Consider the following 19,482-nt stretch of genomic DNA (forward strand, 5'->3'; position numbering starts at 1 on the left):
AGCGCTGGCGCTCGTGTCGGGATCGGCGCCTAGCATCGGACCATGACCACGCTGCGCGAGACCCTGACCGCCCCGGACAAGAAGCCCGCCGTCGTCGCCGACCTCACCACGCTCATCGAGGGTGAGGTCGCGGGGATGGGCGGCCTGACGGGGATCGCGGCGAAGGCCGCCTTCTCGGCGGCGAAGAAGCAGAAGCCCGACGTCGTCCAGCGCGGCTCCGCCGCCTACCTCGGCACCCTGGCCGACGCCCTCGACCCCTTCTGGCAGCGCAGCAACGCCGAGGGCGGCGACTTCCCCGCCTACGTGACGGCGCACCAGGACGAGGTCGGCGCCGCGCTCCAGGCGAAGATCGAGTCGGAGGTGCCCGCCGGCGGCAAGGAGCGGGCCATGTTCGACAAGTTCAAGGGCCAGATCGCCAAGGTGATGGTGGGCGCGCTGCCCAAGCTCGCGGCGCTCGTCCAGAAGCACGCCGGCTGAGCCAGGTCCACCGCTCCGGCTCGGACATCGGCACCGCCACTCGGGCGGTCCACCGCCGAGACGCACGAACGCCCCCGCCGTGTCGGCGGGGGCGTTCGTCGTCGGTGACCCGGGATGGCTGCCCGAGTCCGCGAGCAGCGGGCAAGCCAGGTCGGCGCGAGTCAGCCGCGGTCAAGCCACGGTCCGGGCAGGTCAGCCGCGGTCACCGCAGGTCAGCCCCAGTCCGGCAGGCGTCAGTGCCCCGGCCCGTGCGACCCGTGCCCGTGCTCGAGGCCCGCGTCCTTGGCCCGCTGGAAGGAGCGCACGATCTCGGCCTCGGCCTCCTCGCGTCCCACCCAGTGCGCGCCCTCGACGGACTTGCCGGGCTCGAGGTCCTTGTAGACCTCGAAGAAGTGCTGGATCTCCAGGCGGTGGAACTCCGACACGTCGTCGATGTCGTCGCGCCACGACGCGCGCTGGTCCCCGACCGGCACGCAGAGGACCTTGTCGTCGCCGCCCGCCTCGTCGCGCATCCGGAACATCCCGAGCGCACGGCACTCGATGAGGCAGCCCGGGAACGTCGGCTCCTCCAGGAGCACCAGCGCGTCCAGGGGGTCGCCGTCCTCGCCGAGGGTGCCCTCGATGAATCCGTAGTCGTCGGGGTACCGGGTCGAGGTGAACAGCATCCGGTCCAGTCGGATCCGGCCGCTCAGGTGATCCACCTCGTACTTGTTCCGGTGGCCCTTGGGGATCTCGATCGTCACGTCGAACTTCACGTCGTGTCCTCTCGCGTGCGCTCACCACGGCGGCGTGCCCGGTGACCTACTGTGTGGGTCTCGGTCAGGTGACCGTCGGATGAACCCCCGGTCCAGACCTCGTGCAGTACGGGTCACAGTGTGGCGCACCGGAGGGCCGAACACGTGTCGGGGTGGTCACACCCGGAGGAGGAGCTCGCTCGTGCGGACCAGGCGGGTGCTGGTGGGCGGAGTCGGCGCCCTCGTCGCGGTCGGTCTCGTGACCGGGTACGTGGCCGCGGACGCGCGAGGGATGGTGCCCGGTCCGTTCACCACCGACGCGCCCTGGCCCGAGGCCGAGCCGTTCCCGACCCCGACGATCTCGACGCCCCTGCCGGCCGCCGCCGTGCTGCCGTCCCTCGACGACTCCGCGCCGGTGCCGACCGCGGCGGGCCTGGCCGACGCCGTCGCCGCGCTGCGCGCCCGGCCCGAGGTGGGCACCCCACCCGGGCTGATCGTGGTCGACGCCGCGAGCGGCGACGTGCTCGCGGACGCCGACGCCCACGCCGCACGCCTGCCCGCCTCCACCACCAAGGTGCTCACCGCGGCGGCCGCCGTGAGCACGCTCGACCTCGAGGCCACGCTGCCGACCACGGCGCGCCTGGACGGCGACACGCTCTACCTCGTCGGCGGCGGCGACATGGCGCTGGCCGCCGGCGCGGGCGACCCCTCGGCCGTGCTCGGTCGTGCGGGCCTCGGCGACCTCGCGGACCGCACGGTCGCCGCGCTGCAGGCCGCCGGCACGACGTCGGTGGCGCTGCGGTTCGACGACACACTCTTCGACCGCACGCCCCGCGCGCAGGGCTGGTCCGAGATCGACCTCTCGGGCGGCTTCGTCGCGCCGATCCAGGCGATGGGGATCATGCTCGGGGTGGTGGACGGCCAGGTCCGGCGCGACTCCACGCCGTCGGACACCGCCGCCGAGACGTTCGCGCAGGCGCTGCGCGACCGCGGGATCGAGGTTGGCGAGGGTCCCTCCCGCTCGTTCGTCCCGGACGGCGCCACCGAGGTCGCGCGGGTGGAGTCGGCACCGCTCGTGGATCTGCTCGACCTCGCGATGGCCGACTCCTCCAACACCCTCACGGAGGTCTTCGGGCGGCTCGTCGCGCTGGACGCGGGCCTGCCGGCGACGTTCGAGGGTGCGGCGTCGGGCGTGCTCAACGCGGTCGCGAACCTCGGGATCGACGTGACCGGGACGTCGCTCGCGGACACCTCGGGCCTGTCCTCGCTCAACCGGATCTCGCCCCGCCTGCTGGCCGACGTCCTCGTCAAGGCCGCGACCGACCCGCAGCTGCGTCCGCTCGTCGTCGCGCTGCCCGTCGCCGGCCTCGAGGGCACGCTCGCGGGTCGCAGCCTCGACGACGGCCTCGTCCGCGCGAAGACCGGAACGCTCCCGAGCGTCGTCAGCCTCGCCGGCTACACGCCCACGGCGGACGGTCGCCTCCTCGTGTTCGCCGTCATCGCCGACGGCGTGCCCACCGCGGGCAGCTACGCCGCCCGCCTCGAGATCGACGCGTGGGTCCGCTCGCTGACCGCGTGCGGCTGCTCGTGACCCCGTCCGCACAGGCGGCGCAACCGCCCGGAACGCGCGTCCGACCGACGTAGGCTGGGGCGATGGCACGGGGAACCGAGGGCGCGGTCGACTGGGAGCACGCCGCTCGCCGTGCCGCCGGGGTCGTCAAGGCGGGTCCGCCGATCGACCGTCCCGGGCTCGAGGCCCTGGTCGGGTCGCTGCGGTCCTCCGCCGTCGACGCCCCCGCCTACGTCGCCGACGTCACCGGCCTGACCGAGGCGGCCGAGCGCGCCGCGGACGGTCGGGTGCTCGTGGTGGACCGCGCTCGCTGGTCGGCCGCGGCCGCCGACACCTTCCGCGCGATGGCCGGCGAGGCGCTGCCCACTCCCCGGGTGCCCGGCGCCGCGCGTGTGGCGGGGGAGCAGCTGGGCTGGGCGCTCGGTCTGCTCAGCACGCGGATCCTCGGCCAGTACGACCCGTACGTGGGCGACGGCCGCCTCCTGCTCGTGGCGCCGAACGTGCTCGCGGTGCAGCGCCAGCTCGACGCCGACGCCGCCGACTTCCACCTCTGGGTGTGCCTGCACGAGCAGACGCACGCCGTCCAGTTCGCCGCAGCGCCCTGGCTGGGGGACCACCTCGTCGGCGTCCTGCAGGACGTGCTGCGCAGCCAGCTCGGCGGGGACGACGACGGCGAGCACGACGGCGAGCACGGCCTCGTCCCGGACGGTGCCGACAGCGCCGAGCCCCCCGACGACGACCAGGCCGACGCCGGCGGCGGCGGCCTCGCCGGACTGCTCAGCCGGCTCACGGGCGCGACGCGCTCGGGCACCCCCGAGGTGCCCGGCCTGCTCGAGGCGATCCTGCCGCGCGAGCAGCAGGAGCAGCTGACCGCCGCGATCGCCGTGATGTCCCTGCTCGAGGGGCACGCCGACGTCGTGATGGACGAGGTGGGCCCGCGTGCGATTCCGACCGTGCGCTCGATCCGCGAGGCGTTCGAGCGCCGCCGGGACGAGCGCACGCTGAGCACGCTGGTGATGCGGCGGCTGCTCGGCATGGACGCCAAGCTGCTGCAGTACCGCAACGGCGCGGCGTTCGTCCGGGGCGTGCGCGAGCAGGTCGGGCACGCCGGCCTCAACGCCGTGTGGTCCGGCCCCGAGGCGCTGCCCACGCCCGCGGAGATCGCCGACCCGGCGGCCTGGGTCACCCGCGTCCACGGGTGAGCGCGCCGTGAGCGGACCGCATCCCGACGTCGCCCGCACGCGCCTCGCGGTGCGCACGGCGCTGGCCGACCTCGCGCCGGGCTCGCTGGTGCTCGTCGCGTGCTCGGGCGGCGCCGACTCGCTCGCGCTCGCCGCGGCGACCGCCTTCGTGGCGCCGCGGCTGCACCTGCGGGCGGGCGCCGTCGTCGTCGACCACGCGCTGCTGCCCGCGTCGGCGAGCATCGCCGCGCGCGCCGCGCAGCAGTGCCGCGACCTCGGGCTCGACCCGGTCGAGGTGCGGCAGGTCGCCGTCGCGGACACCGGGGGCGTCGAGGGCGCCGCGCGTGCGGCCCGACGCGGCGCGCTCGAGGCCGTGCGGGAGGAGACCGGCGCGGTCGCGGTCCTGCTCGGGCACACGATGGACGATCAGGCCGAGACCGTCCTGCTGCGCCTCGCGCGCGGCAGCGGCGCACGCTCCCTCGTCGGCATGGAACCGGTGGCCGACATCATTCGGCGGCCGCTGCTCGGCCTGCGCCGCGCGCAGCTGCGTGCCGCGTGCCGCGCGCTCGACCTGGAGTGGTGGGAGGACCCCGGCAACGCGGCCGACGGACCCCTGCGCCGGGCCGACGGCGAGCCCCTGCCCCGTGCGGCGGTGCGCGACGTCGTGCTGCCCGCCCTCACGCGGGCGCTCGGGGCCGACCCGGTGCCCGCGCTCGCGCGCACGGCCGACCAGCTGCGCGAGGACGTCTGGTACCTGGAGGACGAGGGGTGGGCGCTGCTCGCGCGCTCGGTGGTCGGCACGGCGGAGGTCCCCGGCCGGCCGGGCTGGCCCGCCGCCGTCGACGTCGCGGGTCTGGCCGCGGCGCCCGGGCCGATCCGGCGCCGCGCCGTGCGCTACTGGCTCGTCGAGGCGGGCGCCCCCGCGGGGTCGCTTGCCGCGCGGCACGTCGACGGCGTGGACGACCTGCTGCTGCGCTGGCGCGGCCAGGTCGGCGTGGACGTGCCCGGCGGGCTCAGGGTGCGCCGGGAGGGCGAGCGGCTCCTGCTCGAGCGCACGCCCGCCCGGCCGGTGCACCGCGAGGCGCCGCACGACGAGCCGGCGGGGGACGGCGCAGCGGACGCACCCGCCGATCCCGCGTGACCTGCCGATCGGCGTGACCCCGCAGCCCGAGCCGTGTGTCAGGCTTGACCCGTGACCGAGTGGCGCTACCCCGAGCTGGGGCAGGACCTGGTACGTGTCGTGGTGTCCGAGGAGGACATCCAGCGACGGTTGGCCGAGATCGCCGCGCAGATCGACGAGGACTACGCAGGGAGCGAGCTGCTGCTCGTGGGTGTGCTCAAGGGCGCCGCGTTCGTCATGTCGGACCTCATGCGCCATCTGCACGGTGACGTGGCGATGGACTGGATGGCGGTGTCCTCCTACGGCGCCGGCACGCAGTCCTCCGGTGTGGTGCGGATCCTCAAGGACCTCGACACCGACCTCACCGGGCGGCACGTGCTCATCGTGGAGGACATCATCGACTCGGGCCTCACGCTCTCGTGGCTGCTGTCGAACCTGCGCTCGCGCGGGCCGGCGAGCCTCGAGGTCGCCACGCTGCTGCGCAAGCCGGACGCCGCGAAGGTCCAGGTCGACGTGCGGTACCTGGGGTTCGACGTGGCGAACGAGTTCGTCGTCGGGTACGGCCTCGACTACGCCGAGCGCTACCGGCAGCTGCCGTTCGTCGCGGTGCTCGCCCCGCACGTCTACGGCGGCTGACCGCCGAGGGAACCGTCGGCGTGGCGGCCGCCGCGCCGACTCAGGTGCCCGACCCGGTGTCGCCGGAGTCCTCGCCCTGGCCCTGGTTCTGCTGCCCGTTCTGACCGGGCATCCCGCCCTGGTCACCGCCCGGCCCGCCGCCGGGTCCGCCCGCGCCGCCGGGCTGGACGTCGCTCGTCCCGGCGCCGCGCAGCGGCAGTCGCGCCGAGGAGACCGCGTAGCCCGTGGCGAAGCCCGACCCGAACAGGAGCACGACGGCGAGCACCGCGCCCGCCACGCGCACCCACGTCCGGCGCAGGAACGGGGTCGACGGCGGGACCTCCTGAGCGGTCTCGGCACCGGGCGCCGGGGGCGGGGGGACAGCGCCCTCGGCCAGCTCGACGCCCGACGGCGGAGGCGGCAGCGGGCGGGTGTCGTCGGCCTGGGCGGCCGCGAGGGTCGCGGACGGGGCGGTGGGCTCGGGCGCCGTCGTCGCCGCCGGGTCGGACTGCGGCGGGGTCGGCGCCGAGCCCGGCTGCGGGGACGGGACGAACGGGGTGTCGGTGGAGGTCGTCATGCGCCGAGCCTCGGCGCGGCGCCTGGGACGCGCCTGTGCCCTCGACCAGCGTCCGGCGTGAGACCGCCGGCGCCTCGGCGTGGGCCGACGTGGGCCGTCGTGGACCGGCGCGGGCCGGCGTGGGCCGACGTCGGCCGGCGCGGTGCCGGCGCGGGCCCGTCGTGGCAACGGTCGCCCCGCGACGGCGCGCGACGCGCGAGGTGAGCCGACCGCGCACGGGAGCTCGCCGTCGGGCACGCGATCGGGAACCGACGCCGCGCCGTCGGCGTTGTCACCTGTCGGTGCGTCGGAGGCTCGTGCAGTCCCTCCGGGTGCACCGACGAGGCCCGTCAAGCGCCGCGGCGTCCTGCCGTCGGCGAACAGCGGGCTAACGGGGCGCCTTGGTCGTATACCGTCGCCCCAGGTGTCTCGACGAGAAGGGTGGGCCGCGCGGCCCCGCACATGAATGCCAAGAAGCTGCTCCGCGGCCCGCTGCTGTGGATCCTCCTGCCGGTCCTCGTGCTCATGCTGGGCCTCAGCCTGCTGCGCGGCGGGGGCGTCACGACCATCAAGACCTCCGAGGGCATGGAGCTCCTCCGCGGCGACACGGTGACGTCCGCCGAGATCACCGAGGGCTACCAGCGCGTCGAGCTCACCCTGAGCGAGCCGTTCACCGACGGCGAGGGCGTCAACAAGGGCACCGACGTGCAGTTCGTGTACGTCGCGCCCCAGGGCGAGCACGTCGTCGACCTCGTCGCCTCGGCGGCGCCCGCCGACGGCTACAACTCCGTGGTCCCGTCCACGCCGTGGTGGTCCTCGCTGCTGTCGACCTTCTTCCTCCTCGCGCTGTTCGTCGGCGTGTTCTGGTTCGTGATGTCGCGCATGCAGGGCGGCGGCTCGCGGATGATGAGCTTCGGCAAGTCCAAGGCGCGGCAGGTCAACAAGGAGAACCCCGACGTCACGTTCGCCGACGTCGCGGGCGTCGACGAGGCCGTCGAGGAGATGCAGGAGATCAAGGACTTCCTCGCCGACCCCGCGCGCTACCAGGCGGTCGGCGCGAAGATCCCGAAGGGTGTGCTGCTCTTCGGCGCCCCTGGTACCGGCAAGACGCTGCTGGCCAAGGCGGTCGCCGGCGAGGCAGGCGTGCCGTTCTTCTCGATCTCCGGCTCCGACTTCGTCGAGATGTTCGTCGGCGTCGGCGCCTCCCGCGTGCGCGACCTGTTCGAGCAGGCCAAGGCCAGCGCGCCGGCGATCATCTTCGTGGACGAGATCGACGCCGTCGGGCGCCACCGCGGCGCCGGTCTGGGCGGCGGTCACGACGAGCGCGAGCAGACCCTCAACCAGCTCCTCGTCGAGATGGACGGGTTCGAGAAGAACCAGAGCGTCATCCTCATCGCGGCTACCAACCGCCCCGACATCCTCGACCCCGCGCTGCTGCGCCCGGGCCGGTTCGACCGTCAGGTGACCGTGGACGCGCCCGACCTCAAGGGCCGGCTCGCGATCCTCAACGTGCACGCGCGGGGCAAGCCCATGACGGCGGACGTCGACCTCAAGGCCGTCGCCAAGCGCACGCCCGGCTTCTCCGGCGCGGACCTCGCGAACGTGCTCAACGAGGCGGCGCTGCTCACCGCGCGCTCGCACGCCCACCTCATCGACAACCGCGCGCTCGACGAGGCGATCGACCGCGTCATCGCCGGTCCGCAGAAGCGCACCCGGGTGATGAACGAGTCCGAGCGCAAGCTCACCGCGTACCACGAGGGCGGCCACGCGCTCGTCGCCGCGGCGCTGCGCTACACCGACCCCGTGACGAAGGTGACGATCCTGCCGCGTGGTCGGGCGCTGGGCTACACGATGGTGATGCCGGCCGAGGACAAGTACTCCACGACCCGCAACGAGCTGCTCGACCAGCTCTCCTACGCGATGGGCGGCCGGGTGGCCGAGGAGCTCGTGTTCCACGACCCGACCACCGGCGCCTCCAACGACATCGAGAAGGCCACCGCCACGGCCCGCAAGATGGTCACGCAGTTCGGCATGAGCGAGCGGGTCGGCGCGATCCGGCTCGGCCAGGCCGACGGTGAGGTCTTCCTCGGTCGCGACTACGGCCACCAGCGGGACTACTCCGAGGACATCGCGGGCATCGTGGACGAGGAGGTGCGCCGCCTCATCGAGGCCGCGCACGACGAGGCGTGGGAGATCCTGACGACCTACCGCGACGTGCTGGACGCGCTCGCGCTCGAGCTCCTCGAGAAGGAGACGCTCAACGAGAGCGAGCTCGCCGCGGTCTTCGAGCCGGTCGTCAAGCGCGAGCCGCGCCCGGTCTGGCACTCCTCCCCGGCCCGTCCGGTGAGCAACCGCCCGCCGGTCCGCTCCCCGCTCGAGGTGGCGCAGGACCTGCCCGTCCTCGCCCCGCAGGACCAGGCGGCGGCCGCGAACCCGGAGCACCCCGCGGTCGTCGTCGAGGAGGTCCCGCCGGGGGAGACCCCGCACGCGTGAGGCTCGGTGCGCGAGCTCGCGGACCGGCGGCACCGTTCGCCGTCGGCCGCGCGCGGCTCGGGCGCTCGCGCACCCCGCGCCGTAGGCTGACGCCGTGACCGACACCTACCGGATCCTCGGGCTCGCTGGTCGCGGCGCCGTCGCCTCGGTCGACGGCTCCGAGCAGTTCGAGCCCTTCCTGGTCGACCTCGAGCTCGGCGCCGACGGCGAGCCCGACCTTCCCGGCCTCGCCCAGGCCGCCGCGGAGTCACTGGGCTGGCCCGCCGCGAGCCTCACGGCACGCGCGCAGGCCATCGCCTCGGCGGTGCTCGACGCCGGCGCCACCTGGGTGAGCGTCACCGTGCACCAGCCCGAGGTCGCCCTCGGCGTCCCGGTGACCGGCGTCGAGGTGACGCTGCGGCGCGGTGCAGCCGGCTCCGCGCCCGCCGGCGCCGCGGCCCCGGCCGGGGTGGACGCCTCCGGCGGTCCGGCGGACCCCGCCGCTGCGCAGCCGGCCCCCGGTGCGGCGGCCGCCTTCCCGCCCGTCGCGCACCCTGCGGCCGGCCCCGTGGTCGCGCCCGTCGTGGCGCCGGCGGCGCTGCCCGCCGCGGTCGAGTCCGCAGCGCCCCCGGTTCCCGGGCTCGCGGTGCCGCCCGGTCTTGCGGGCTTCGCCGCCGCGGCGGTGGCGGCCGCCGGCGCAGCAGCCGCGGCGGGCCGCGACGGTCGACCCAGCGACAACCCGTTCGACAGCCCCGGCGATTCGGTGGCGGACGAGGCGCCCGACGGCGAGCCACGGCACAGCCTCGGCGTCGCCGACGACGAGGCCGCGCCCGGCGAGGGCGACGAGCCGTTCGACGGCGAGGCACAGCCCGGCAGTCCGGCCGACGGTGCGCGCGCGGACGAGCCCTTCGACGGCGAGGCGCCGTTCGACGACGAGCCCTTCGACGGCGAGGCGCCGTTCGACGGCCAGGCGGTACCCGACCACCGGCCCGACGCCGGCGAGCACCTGGACGAGGAGCCCTTCGACGGCGAGCCGGAGCCCGCCGGCGAACCCGCGGACGAGGCGCCGTACGTCGGCCAGTCGCAGCCCGACGTCGAACGCGAGCCCGACGCCGAGGCCGAGCCCGACGCCGAGGCCGAGCCCGACGCCGAGGTCGAGCCCGGGCCAGACGCCGAGGCCGAGCCTGACGCTGCACCCGGACAGTGGGGCCTGCCCGCCGTGCCGCCCGCACCCGCTCCCGTCGCCGCAGCCGGAGAGGCCGTCGTTGCGCCGCAGCCCGCGCCGCCGTCGTCGTCCGCCGTGCCCGCCCGCCCGCCCGTGCGCCGCCCCAGCGCGGAGGCGCCGCTGCCTGCACTGCTCGTGCTCTCGGCATCGACCCACGACGCCCGCGGCGACCTCGCACGCAGCGTCGACGGCCTGCGAGCCGCGGCCGGGATCGATGTGCGTGACGTCTCACCCCTCGCCCGCACCGCCACGTCGGGCGCGGACCTGCACACCGCCGTCGTCGCCATCACGACGACGCTCCCGCCCGACGCGCTGCGCGACGCGGCCGAGGGCGCGGCGGCGGTCGGCGTCACGGCCGAGGTGCTCGCCGTCGAGGGCCTGATCGGTGAGGTCGACGGGGTCGAGCTGCCGCTCCCCGGCGCCGCGTCGTCCGCGGCCGTGCTCGTGCCCTGGGCGCAGCTCGACCCGCGTGCCGTGCTCGAGGGGCTCGGCGGCGGCAGCGTCGTCGTGCTGGCCGAGACCGCGCCCGACCGCGACGCCGTGCGCTGGCTCGCGCTCGACTGGCTGACCTGACGTGGTCCGCGCCCGACCGGTGGGCCTGATCGTCGCGGCGCTCATCGGGTTCACGGTGGTGTTCCTGGTGCTGCAGTGGGCCTCGAGCCGCGGAACCAGCGTGCCGGCGCCCCTCGTCGTCCCGATCCTGCTCCTGGTGGGCGCCGTGGTGGTGCTCGCGCTCGGCTGGCGCGTGCGCCAGCTCGTGCGTGGCCGCGGCACGATGGACGCGATCGCGGCGGCGCGGGTCGCCGCGCTGGCCGTGACCGCTGCGCTCGTCGGCGCCGCCATGGTGGGCGCGGGAGCCGCGCAGATCGCCGCGGTGGCCGCCGTCGCGGACGCCCCGGCGGCACGGCGCGACGTGCTCGTCGGGTCGGCGACGCTGGTGGCGGCGCTCCTGTGCGTGGCGGCCGGCCTGCTCGTGCAGCACTGGTGCCGCGTGCCGGACGACCCGGACGACCCCCGCGGCTCCGGCCGGCGCGGCGGTCCGCCCGCCGACCCGGCCTGACTCTCGGCCCTCGGGACGGGCCGCCCTGGCACGATGGGCGTATGACCGACCCCGCGTCCGGCCCTGCCTCGTCCGCACAGCCCGGCCCCGCCCCGCTCCCGGAGCCGGGCCACGCCGTCGGCGGTGAGTCGACGTCCGGCACCGACCCGTTCGCGCCCGACGGCGTGACCTGGCGCAGCGTCTCGCCTCGCCTCGTCCGGGCGCGCCTCGTCACCGCCGCTGCCTGGCTCGCGCTTCCCTTCGTCGCGGGCCTCGTGCTCGCGATCGTGTTCGGCGGCTGGGTGTGGGCGGCGCCGCTCGCCGTTGCGGCGTTCATGGCCTGGATCGCGTGGCTCGTGCCGCGCCAGGTGCGCGCGTACGGCTACGCGGAGCGCGCGGACGACCTGCTCGTGCGCAAGGGGGTGCTGTTCCGGTCGCTCGTCGTCGTGCCGTACGGGCGCATGCAGTTCACCGACGTCTCCTCCGGGCCGCTGACCCGCGCGCTCGGGATCGCGGAGGTGCAGCTGCACACCGCGTCGGCGAGCACCGACGCGACCGTCCCCGGCCTCGAGGCCGCCGAGGCGGCACGCCTGAAGGACCGGCTCACGCAGCTCGGCGAGTCTTCGCTGGCGGGCCTGTGAGCCAGGGCGATCCGGGCGGGGCAGGCGTCGCGAGCGGCGCGGGCGGTGCGGCCAGCGCGGGCGCCGCAAGCAGCGACGGCGTCGGCCCGACCACGCAGTGGCGGAGGGTGCACCGCGTGACCCCGCTGCTCACCGCCTGGAAGATGGCCGCGGCACTCGTCGCGATCGCGCTCTTCCAGTCCTTCGACGACCTCGCCCGGATCCCGCTGCCCGTGCTCGCCGTGATCGGCCTCGTGGCCGGCGTGATCCTGCTCGCGATCCTCGTCTCGCTCGGCTACAGCTACCTCGCGTGGCGGCGGATGGAGTACGCGATCACGTCGGAGGCCGTGGTCCTGCGCAGCGGCGTGCTGTTCCGGCGCGAGCGCGTCGCGCGGCTCACCCGCATCCAGGCGGTCGAGGTGGGGCAGCCGATCCTCGGGCGCATCTTCGGCTTCGCCGCGGTCAAGGTCGAGAGCGCCGGCGGCGCGGACGCCGTGCTCTCGCTGGCCTACCTCACCCAGGACGAGGCGCAGGCGGTGCGCAACGAGGTCCTCGCGCGGGCGGCCGGGGTCGACGTCGACGACCTCGACCTCGCCGCCATCGACGCCGGGCAGGACTCGGTCGCCGACGTCGTGCGAGCGAGCGAGAGCGCCGACGCCGCGGCGAGCGTGGGCGGCCCGGACGCCGAGGACGGCGTCGTGAACCGACCGGGTGCGCCTGGAGCGTCCGGTGCGCCCGGTGCGGGGCGCGACGGCGCCGTCGGCCCCGACGGCCGCCCCGACGCCTCGACGGGGCTCGATGCCACGACGCCGCGTCCCCTGCCGGCTGGGCTCGCCCGGCGGCTCGCGCCCGAGGCGCCCGAGCACCAGGTGTTCCAGCTCGCGCCGGGTCGGCTCGTCGGGTCGCTCCTCCTGCACGGCGCGACGGTGGTGCTCCTGCTGTGGATCGTGGGCGTCGTCGGGTTCGGCGTCTTCACCGGGTCGTGGGAGGCCCTGTTCGGCAGCATCTTCGCGCTGCTCGGCGTCGTCGGCTTCGTGTGGGGCCGGTTCTCCAGCGAGTTCAACACGCGCGTCGCGGTGTCCCCGGACGGTCTGCGGGTGCGCGCCGGCCTGCTCGAGACGAAGGCGAAGACCATCCCGCCCGGGCGGGTCCAGGCCGTCGCGGTCCACCAGGGTCCGCTCTGGCGCCTGGCCGGGTGGTGGCGGCTGCGCGTGACGCTGGCGAACGTGGGGATCGGCTCCGACGGCGACGCCCTCACCGACGCGCTGCTCCCGGTGGGCACCCGCGAGGAGGTGGCGGTCATGCTCCGCCTCGTCCTGCCCGACCTGCACGCGGAGGAGTACGACGCCGTCGTGGCGGGCCTCGTCGGCTCGGGCGACGCCGAGGGGTGGGTGCCCGCTCCACGTCGCGCCCGGTGGGTGGACCCGTTGGCCTGGCGGCGCAACGCCTTCCGCGTGCTCGGCGCCGCGCTGGCCCTGCGGCGGGGCCGGATCTGGCGCGAGCTGACGTTCGTGCCGCACGAGCGCACGCAGTCGCTCGGGGTCAGCCAGGGCCCCATCGACCGTCGGCTGCGGGTCGTGACGTTCTCGGCCCACACGTCGGGCGGGATCTCCCCGACGCTGCCGCACGTGGACGCCGCCGTCGCGGCCGCGCTGATGGCGGACCAGGCCGAGCGCGCACGTGCCGCGCGGCGCGTGGCGGGTCCCGAGCAGTGGATGCGCCACGCGGAGCCCTGACGCAGTCCGCCCGGCGCACCGCGGGCGCTCGGTGCGCTGATCGAGGACTCACAGACATGTCACAGCCACGCCGTAGCGTCGACACATCGCGCGCGCGGATGATGAGCGTCATGACGAACCCGGCTGCGGCCACCCCCGAGGTCCTGACCCGCACGGACGGGTCCCCCCTGCGCGTCCTCGTCGTCGACGACGAGGAGAACCTGCGCGAGCTCCTGGCGACCGTGCTGCGGTACGAGGGCTGGCGCGTCGAGACGGCGGCCGACGGCCACCAGGCGCTCAAGGTCGTCAAGGAGCTCGACCCGGACGTGGTCGTCCTCGACGTCATGATGCCCGGCATCGACGGCCTCGAGGTGCTCCGCCGCATCCGCGCGACCAACCGCGTCCCGGTCCTGTTCCTCACCGCGCGCGACTCCCTCGCCGACCGCGTGCACGGCCTCACGGCGGGCGGCGACGACTACGTGACCAAGCCGTTCAGCCTCGAGGAGGTCGTGGCCCGGCTCCGCGCCCTCATGCGGCGCTCGGGCGCGCTCGCCCAGCGGCCGGACGCGGTGCTCGAGGTCGGCGACCTCACGCTCGACGAGGACTCCCACGAGGTGCGCCGCGGCGGCGACGAGATCCAGCTGACCGCCACCGAGTTCGAGCTCCTGCGCTACCTCATGCGCAACCCGCGCCGCGTGCTGTCCAAGGCGCAGATCCTCGACCGCGTCTGGCAGTACGACTTCGGCGGTCAGGCGAACATCGTCGAGCTCTACATCTCCTACCTGCGGCGCAAGATCGATGCGGGCCGTGAGCCCATGATCCACACGCTGCGGGGCGCGGGGTACGTGCTCAAGCCCGCGTCGTGACCGGGCCGAGCACGCCCGAGCCGAGCACGCCCGAGCCGAGCACGCCCGAGCGCTCCGGGAGCGTCTCCGCAGCCGCCGGCTCGGCTGCCGACGTCGGCGGGCGGTCGAGACGCGCCGAGTCCCGGGGGGACGCCGCGCGCCGCCCGCTGCGCCTGCGCACCCAGCTCATCCTCGTCGTCGGTGGCGTGGCGCTCGCGATCGCCGTCCTGCTCGGCGCCGTGTCCTCGCTGTCGCTGCGCGCGCAGCTCGTGGGCGGCGTGGACCGCTCGCTCGAGGCATCGGCCGAGCGCGGCCGGATGGCGCCGGACCGCGACGGCTCGTGGGGCGGCGACGGCCCCGCGCCCACCCCACCCCCGACCGACGGCTCCGACGGCGCCGGCTCCGGCCAGGGCAGCGGCGCCGGCGGCGACACGCCCCCGCTCGGCCTCGGCGTTCTCGGTCAGGCCGCCGGCACGATCGTCGTGGAGGTGTCCGACGGCGTCGCCTCCGGGGCCTACATCGACGAGGACGCCCAGGTCGTCCAGCTCGACGACGCGCAGGTCGCGGACCTGGAGGACGTCGGGACCGCACCGGAGTGGGTGACGCTCGACGGCCTGGGCACCTACCGCGCGATGGCCACCGAGCGCAGCGACGGTACCCGCTTCGTCACGGCCCTGCCGTGGGCGGACAGCGCCGAGACGCTCCAGCGCTACCTCGTCGTCGAGCTCCTGGTGGGCGCGCTCGCCGTCGTGCTCGCCGCCGCTGCGGCGACCGTGCTCGTGCGCCGCGCGCTGCGACCCCTGGATCGCGTCGCGCAGACCGCCGCGCGCGTCTCCGAGCTGCCCCTGGACCGCGGCGACGTCGCGATCGCGGAGCGCGTCCCGGCGCGCGACACCGACGAGCGCACCGAGGTGGGCAAGGTGGGCGCCGCGGTCAACCGCATGCTCGGGCACGTGGAGTCCTCGCTCGCGGCGCGCCACGAGAGCGAGACGACGGTGCGCGCCTTCGTCGCGGACGCGAGCCACGAGCTGCGCACGCCGCTCGCCTCGATCCGCGGCTACTCCGAGCTCGTCCTGCGCCGCGGCGCCTCGACCGGCGAGCTGAGCCCCGAGACGGAGCACGCCGTCGGACGCGTCGCGGCCGAGGGCAAGCGCATGCAGGCCCTCGTCGAGGACCTCCTGCTGCTCGCGCGCCTGGACGCCGGCCGCGAGCTCACGCACGCCGACGTCGACCTCGTGGCGATCGCGGTGGACGTGACCTCGGACGCGCACGCCGCCGGCCGTGACCACCGCTGGCGGCTCGACGTGCCCGAGGACGGCGTGCCGCCCGTGCCGGGCGACGAGCCCCGGCTGCGTCAGGTCCTCGTCAACCTGCTCGGCAACGCCCGCGTGCACACCCCGGCGGGCACCACGGTCACCACCTCGGTCCGCGCGGGGCACGACGGCGAGCTCGGCGACGTCGTCGTCCTCACCGTGACCGACGACGGGCCGGGCATCGACCCGGCGCTGCTGCCCACGCTGTTCGACCGGTTCTCCCGGGGGGACACCGCGCGCGGACGCGGTCAGGGTGAGCTCGCCTCGACCGGGCTCGGGCTCGCGATCGCCGAGGCGATCGTCTCCGCGCACGGGGGCCGGATCGCCGTCGACTCCGTCCCCGGCCGCACCTCCTTCACCGTGCTGCTGCCGACCGAAGGAGGAGCGGCGTCGGGCAGGATGGACCGGTGAGTGCAAAGCCGGGACGGCTCGCCGTCGGGATCATCGGGGCGGGCCGGGTCGGCGCGGTGCTGGGCAGCGCGCTGCGCGCCGTCGGGCACGAGGTGGTGGGCGTGAGCGGCGGCTCGCCGGAGACGCTGAGCCGGATCGAGACGCTGCTGCCGGCGGTGCCGGTGCTCGACATGGTCGACGTCGCGCGCGCGGCGGATCTCGTGATCGTGGGCGTGCCCGACGACGCGATCGCCGACGTCGTCGGCTGGGTCGCGGCGCAGGGCGGCTTCCGCCCCGGCCAGATCGTGCTGCACCCCTCGGGCAGCCACGGCACGGACGTGCTCGCGCCGGCCGTCGCCGCAGGCGCCATCCCGCTCGCGGTGCACCCCGCGATGACGTTCACCGGGACCTCGCTCGACCTCGCGCGGCTCGAGGGCACGCCCTTCGCGGTGACCGCGCCCGCACCCGTGCAGCCGATCGGGCAGGCGCTCGTCGTCGAGCTCGGTGGCGAGCCCGTGCTCCTCGCCGACGCCGCCCGGCCCGCCTACCACGCGGCCCTGTGCCACGCGGCGAACCACCTCGTGACGCTCGTGTCGCAGGCGCAGACCGTGCTCGCCGACGCCTCGGGCGAGGAGCCCGGGACGTCGCCGACCGAGGGGGCCGGCCGCCTGCTCGGCCCGGTCACCCGTGCCGCGCTCGAGGGTGCGCTGACCCGCGGCCCGGCCGCGCTCACCGGCCCGGTGAGCCGTGGCGACGTCGGGACCGTGGCGGCGCACCTGCGGGCGCTCGACGCGCTCGACGCCGGCGGGCTCGTCGACGTGGAGCCGGGGCTCGGTGCTGCTGTCGACCCAGCGGACGGCCGAGCCGGCGCGGGCGAGATCGGCGGCACCTACCGCGCGATGGCGCTGGCGACCACGGCGCTGGCGCAGCGCGCGCGGCGGATCGACGACGCCGCGGCGACGGACCTGCGGCGCGCCCTCGCGGCCCGGCCCGAGACCGTCCCGGCCGCGACGACCGGGGCGAGGCCCGCCGTCGTGCACACCGTCGCCGAGCTGCGCGCCGCGCGCCGCGGGATGGTCGGCGAGGTCGCCCTCGTGCCGACGATGGGCGCGCTGCACGCCGGCCACCTCGCGCTGGTGCGTGCGGCGCGGCAGGCCGCACGGCATGTCGTGGTGTCGGTGTTCGTCAACCCGACGCAGTTCGGCGACGCGGGCGACCTCGCCGTCTACCCCCGCACGCTCGAGGCCGACGTCGCAGCCCTGGCCGCGCTCGGTGCCGACGCGCCGGACGTCGTGTTCGCGCCCTCCGTGCAGGAGATGTACCCGCGCGGCCGTACGAGCATCACGCTCGACCCCGGGCCGATCGCGGACCGGCTCGAGGGGGCCTCGCGACCCGGCCACTACTCCGGAGTCCTCACCGTGGTGAGCAAGCTGTTCCACCTCGTTCAGCCCGACGTCGCGGTGTTCGGGGAGAAGGACGCGCAGCAGCTCGCGCTCGTGCGGCTCATGGTGGCCGACCTGGACGTGCCGCTGTGGGTGCTGTCGGTGCCGACCGTGCGCGAGGCGGACGGGCTCGCGCTGTCCAGCCGGAACTCCCGGCTGAGCGCGGACGGACGCGAGCGCGCCCTCGCGCTGTCGCGCTCGGTGGCCGCGGTGACGCGGCTCGGCGCCGCGGGCGCGAGCCCGACCGATGCGCTGGCGGCCGCGCGGGCCGAGCTCGACGTCGAGGGCGTCGAGGTGGACTACGCCGAGATCGTCGACGCGGTGACGTTCGAGCCGGTGACGTTCGAGCCGGTGGAGCCCGGGGAAGTCGGCGACGCGGACGAGACCGGCGAGCCGAGCGCGACCGGCGGGCCAGGCGAGGTCGGCACGAACGCCGGACCCGGCGCGGCCGAGCCGCGCTACGTCGTCGCGGCCGTCGTCGAGGGCGTGCGCCTCATCGACACCGGCGCGGTGCCGTTCGCCGCCCGCCGGTAAACTCGCCGGGTGCCAGAACCGATCGACCCCACCCCCGCGCGTGACGTGACCGCCGACGTCACCGGTGCCGCCCCCGAGACCGCAGCGGCCAGCGCCGTCGACCAGGACGCCGTCGACCAGGACGCGCTCGACGCCGAGGTGCTCGAGGCGGACCCGGAGCAGGTCCGGGTCCGCAAGGAGAAGCGCGAGCGCCTCCTCGAGGCGGGCCGTGAGCCCTACCCGGTCGCCGTCCCCGTCACCACGACGATCACGCAGGTGCGCGCGACGCACGCGGACCTGGAGACCGGCGCCGAGACCGACGACGTGGTGGGCGTCGCGGGCCGCGTCATGCACCTGCGCAACACCGGCAAGCTGTGCTTCGTCTCGATCGCCGACGGCGACGGGCTGACCCTCCAGGTGATGCTCTCCCTCGCCGAGGTGGGCGCGGAACGCCTCGCGGACTTCAAGGCCGACGTCGACCTGGGCGACTTCCTGTTCGCGCACGGCCGGGTCGTGCGGTCGCGGCGTGGTGAGCTGTCGATCATGGCCGACTCGTGGCAGCTCGCGGCGAAGGCACTGCGTCCGCTCCCCACGCTGCACAAGGAGACGAGCGAGGAGACGCGCGTGCGGCGGCGCTACCTCGACCTCATCGCCCGGCCCGAGGCGCGCCGGATGGTGCGGGTGCGTGCCGGCGTCGTGCGCTCGCTGCGGGAGTCCTTCCACCGCCGCGGGTACGTCGAGGTCGAGACGCCCATCCTGCAGTCCCAGCCGGGCGGTGCCAGCGCGCGGCCGTTCCGCACGCACATGAACGCGTTCGACGCCGACCTCTCGCTGCGGATCGCCACCGAGCTCTATCTCAAGCAGGCCGTGGTCGGCGGCGTCGAGCGCGTGTTCGAGATCGGTCGGCAGTTCCGCAACGAGGGTGTCGACTCCTCGCACAGCCCCGAGTTCTCCTCGCTCGAGGCTTATCAGGCGTGGACCGACTATCGCGGGATTGCCACCCTCACGCGCGAGCTGATCCAGGAGGCCGCGCTGTCGGTGTTCGACACCACCGAAGTCACCCTGGCCGACGGTTCTCCTTACGACATCGGCGGGGAGTGGCCGTGGCTCTCCCTCTACGGATCGGTCTCGGACGCGCTGGGTGAGGAGATCACCGCCCAGACCCCGATGGCGACGCTGCTCGCCGTCGCCCAGCGACTCGATATCGATCTCGACGGTGTGCGTGCGCTCACACCCGGAAAGGTGGTCGAGGAGATCTTCGAGCACCTCGTGGGGGACCATCTCGTGGCCCCGACATTTGTCCACGACTACCCGGTCGACACCTCGCCACTGGTCCGCGCACACCGATCCACCCCTGGCGTCGTGGAGAAGTGGGACCTGTACGTGCGCGGGTTCGAGCTGGGCACGGGCTACTCCGAGCTCGTCGACCCGGTCGTGCAGCGGGAGCGGTTCGAGGCGCAGGCGCTGCTCGCGGCCGCGGGCGACCCCGAGGCGATGCGCGTGGACGAGGACTTCCTGCGCGCCGTCGAGCACGCGCTGCCGCCGATGGGGGGCATGGGGATGGGGATCGACCGCCTGCTCATGGCGCTCACGGGTCTCGGCATCCGCGAGACGATCCTGTTCCCGCTCGTCCGGCCGCAGGCGTAGGGTCGAAG

General features: G+C 75.4%; 16 protein-coding genes. 14 read left to right on the forward strand and 2 right to left on the reverse strand.

The genetic code is table 11. The features are described from left to right. The first annotated feature begins 42 nt into the window (after positions 1 to 42). Positions 43 to 477, forward strand: coding sequence for a DUF6918 family protein (locus tag FH969_RS02175; protein ID WP_139985807.1), 435 nt, complete (start codon positions 43 to 45; stop codon positions 475 to 477). A 233-nt stretch (positions 478 to 710) separates the two neighbouring features. Here the strand turns inward: FH969_RS02175 and FH969_RS02180 are convergent, their stop codons facing one another. Further along, on the reverse strand, positions 711 to 1,232 hold the full coding sequence (locus tag FH969_RS02180) for an inorganic diphosphatase (protein WP_108719085.1): 522 nt from the start codon (positions 1,230 to 1,232) through the stop codon (positions 711 to 713). Positions 1,233 to 1,413: 181 nt separating this feature from the next. On the opposite strand from FH969_RS02180, the gene dacB reads away from it, so the two are divergent. The 4 genes from dacB (at position 1,414) to hpt (ending at position 5,718) form a co-directional block, all read left to right on the forward strand. Continuing rightward, entirely contained in the window at positions 1,414 to 2,802 is a 1,389-nt protein-coding gene (gene dacB, locus FH969_RS02185) for a D-alanyl-D-alanine carboxypeptidase/D-alanyl-D-alanine endopeptidase (protein ID WP_180359627.1), read from the forward strand. 62 nt (positions 2,803 to 2,864) lie between these two features. After that, positions 2,865 to 3,983 (forward strand): zinc-dependent metalloprotease, encoded by a 1,119-nt coding sequence (locus tag FH969_RS02190; protein WP_139985810.1) that lies wholly within the window; start codon positions 2,865 to 2,867, stop codon positions 3,981 to 3,983. A 7-nt stretch (positions 3,984 to 3,990) separates the two neighbouring features. Beyond that, positions 3,991 to 5,103: a tRNA lysidine(34) synthetase TilS gene (tilS, locus tag FH969_RS02195; protein WP_139985812.1), complete on the forward strand. Its 1,113-nt coding sequence runs from the start codon at positions 3,991 to 3,993 to the stop codon at positions 5,101 to 5,103. Positions 5,104 to 5,178: 75 nt separating this feature from the next. Continuing rightward, positions 5,179 to 5,718 (forward strand): hypoxanthine phosphoribosyltransferase, encoded by a 540-nt coding sequence (gene hpt / locus FH969_RS02200; protein ID WP_199916605.1) that lies wholly within the window; start codon positions 5,179 to 5,181, stop codon positions 5,716 to 5,718. A gap of 40 nt (positions 5,719 to 5,758) precedes the next feature. Here hpt and FH969_RS02205 read toward each other — a convergent pair whose 3' ends face one another. After that, positions 5,759 to 6,274: a hypothetical protein gene (locus tag FH969_RS02205; protein WP_139985814.1), complete on the reverse strand. Its 516-nt coding sequence runs from the start codon at positions 6,272 to 6,274 to the stop codon at positions 5,759 to 5,761. Positions 6,275 to 6,715: 441 nt separating this feature from the next. Between FH969_RS02205 and ftsH the strand changes: the two genes are divergently transcribed. From ftsH to lysS, 9 genes are all read left to right on the forward strand, one after another. Next, on the forward strand, positions 6,716 to 8,746 hold the full coding sequence (ftsH, locus tag FH969_RS02210; RefSeq protein WP_139985816.1) for an ATP-dependent zinc metalloprotease FtsH: 2,031 nt from the start codon (positions 6,716 to 6,718) through the stop codon (positions 8,744 to 8,746). Positions 8,747 to 8,840: 94 nt separating this feature from the next. Further along, entirely contained in the window at positions 8,841 to 10,523 is a 1,683-nt protein-coding gene (locus tag FH969_RS02215; protein WP_139985818.1) for a hypothetical protein, read from the forward strand. Position 10,524: 1 nt separating this feature from the next. Continuing rightward, a complete protein-coding gene (locus FH969_RS02220; protein ID WP_139985820.1) occupies positions 10,525 to 11,010 on the forward strand; it encodes a DUF3180 family protein in 486 nt (161 codons plus the stop codon). Positions 11,011 to 11,051: 41 nt separating this feature from the next. After that, entirely contained in the window at positions 11,052 to 11,630 is a 579-nt protein-coding gene (locus FH969_RS02225; protein WP_139985821.1) for a PH domain-containing protein, read from the forward strand. Next, positions 11,627 to 13,345, forward strand: a complete 1,719-nt coding sequence (locus FH969_RS02230; RefSeq protein ID WP_218975237.1) for a PH domain-containing protein — start codon at positions 11,627 to 11,629, stop codon at positions 13,343 to 13,345. Before FH969_RS02225 ends, FH969_RS02230 begins: the two co-directional genes overlap by 4 nt. 101 nt (positions 13,346 to 13,446) lie before the next feature. Further along, entirely contained in the window at positions 13,447 to 14,190 is a 744-nt protein-coding gene (locus tag FH969_RS02235; RefSeq protein WP_199916606.1) for a response regulator transcription factor, read from the forward strand. Next, the gene (locus tag FH969_RS02240; protein ID WP_246071650.1) at positions 14,187 to 15,893 is read left to right on the forward strand and encodes a sensor histidine kinase; all 1,707 of its coding nucleotides are present in this window, start codon (positions 14,187 to 14,189) and stop codon (positions 15,891 to 15,893) included. The genes FH969_RS02235 and FH969_RS02240 overlap by 4 nt, the downstream gene beginning before the upstream one ends. After that, entirely contained in the window at positions 15,890 to 17,848 is a 1,959-nt protein-coding gene (gene panC, locus FH969_RS15570; protein ID WP_180359628.1) for a pantoate--beta-alanine ligase, read from the forward strand. The genes FH969_RS02240 and panC overlap by 4 nt, the downstream gene beginning before the upstream one ends. A 138-nt stretch (positions 17,849 to 17,986) precedes the next feature. Next, positions 17,987 to 19,474, forward strand: coding sequence for a lysine--tRNA ligase (gene lysS, locus FH969_RS02250; protein WP_218975241.1), 1,488 nt, complete (start codon positions 17,987 to 17,989; stop codon positions 19,472 to 19,474). The last annotated feature ends 8 nt before the right edge of the window (positions 19,475 to 19,482 follow it).

It is taken from the genome of Miniimonas arenae (genome assembly GCF_006351005.1).
GTDB classification, from domain to species: Bacteria; Actinomycetota; Actinomycetes; order Actinomycetales; family Beutenbergiaceae; genus Miniimonas; species Miniimonas arenae.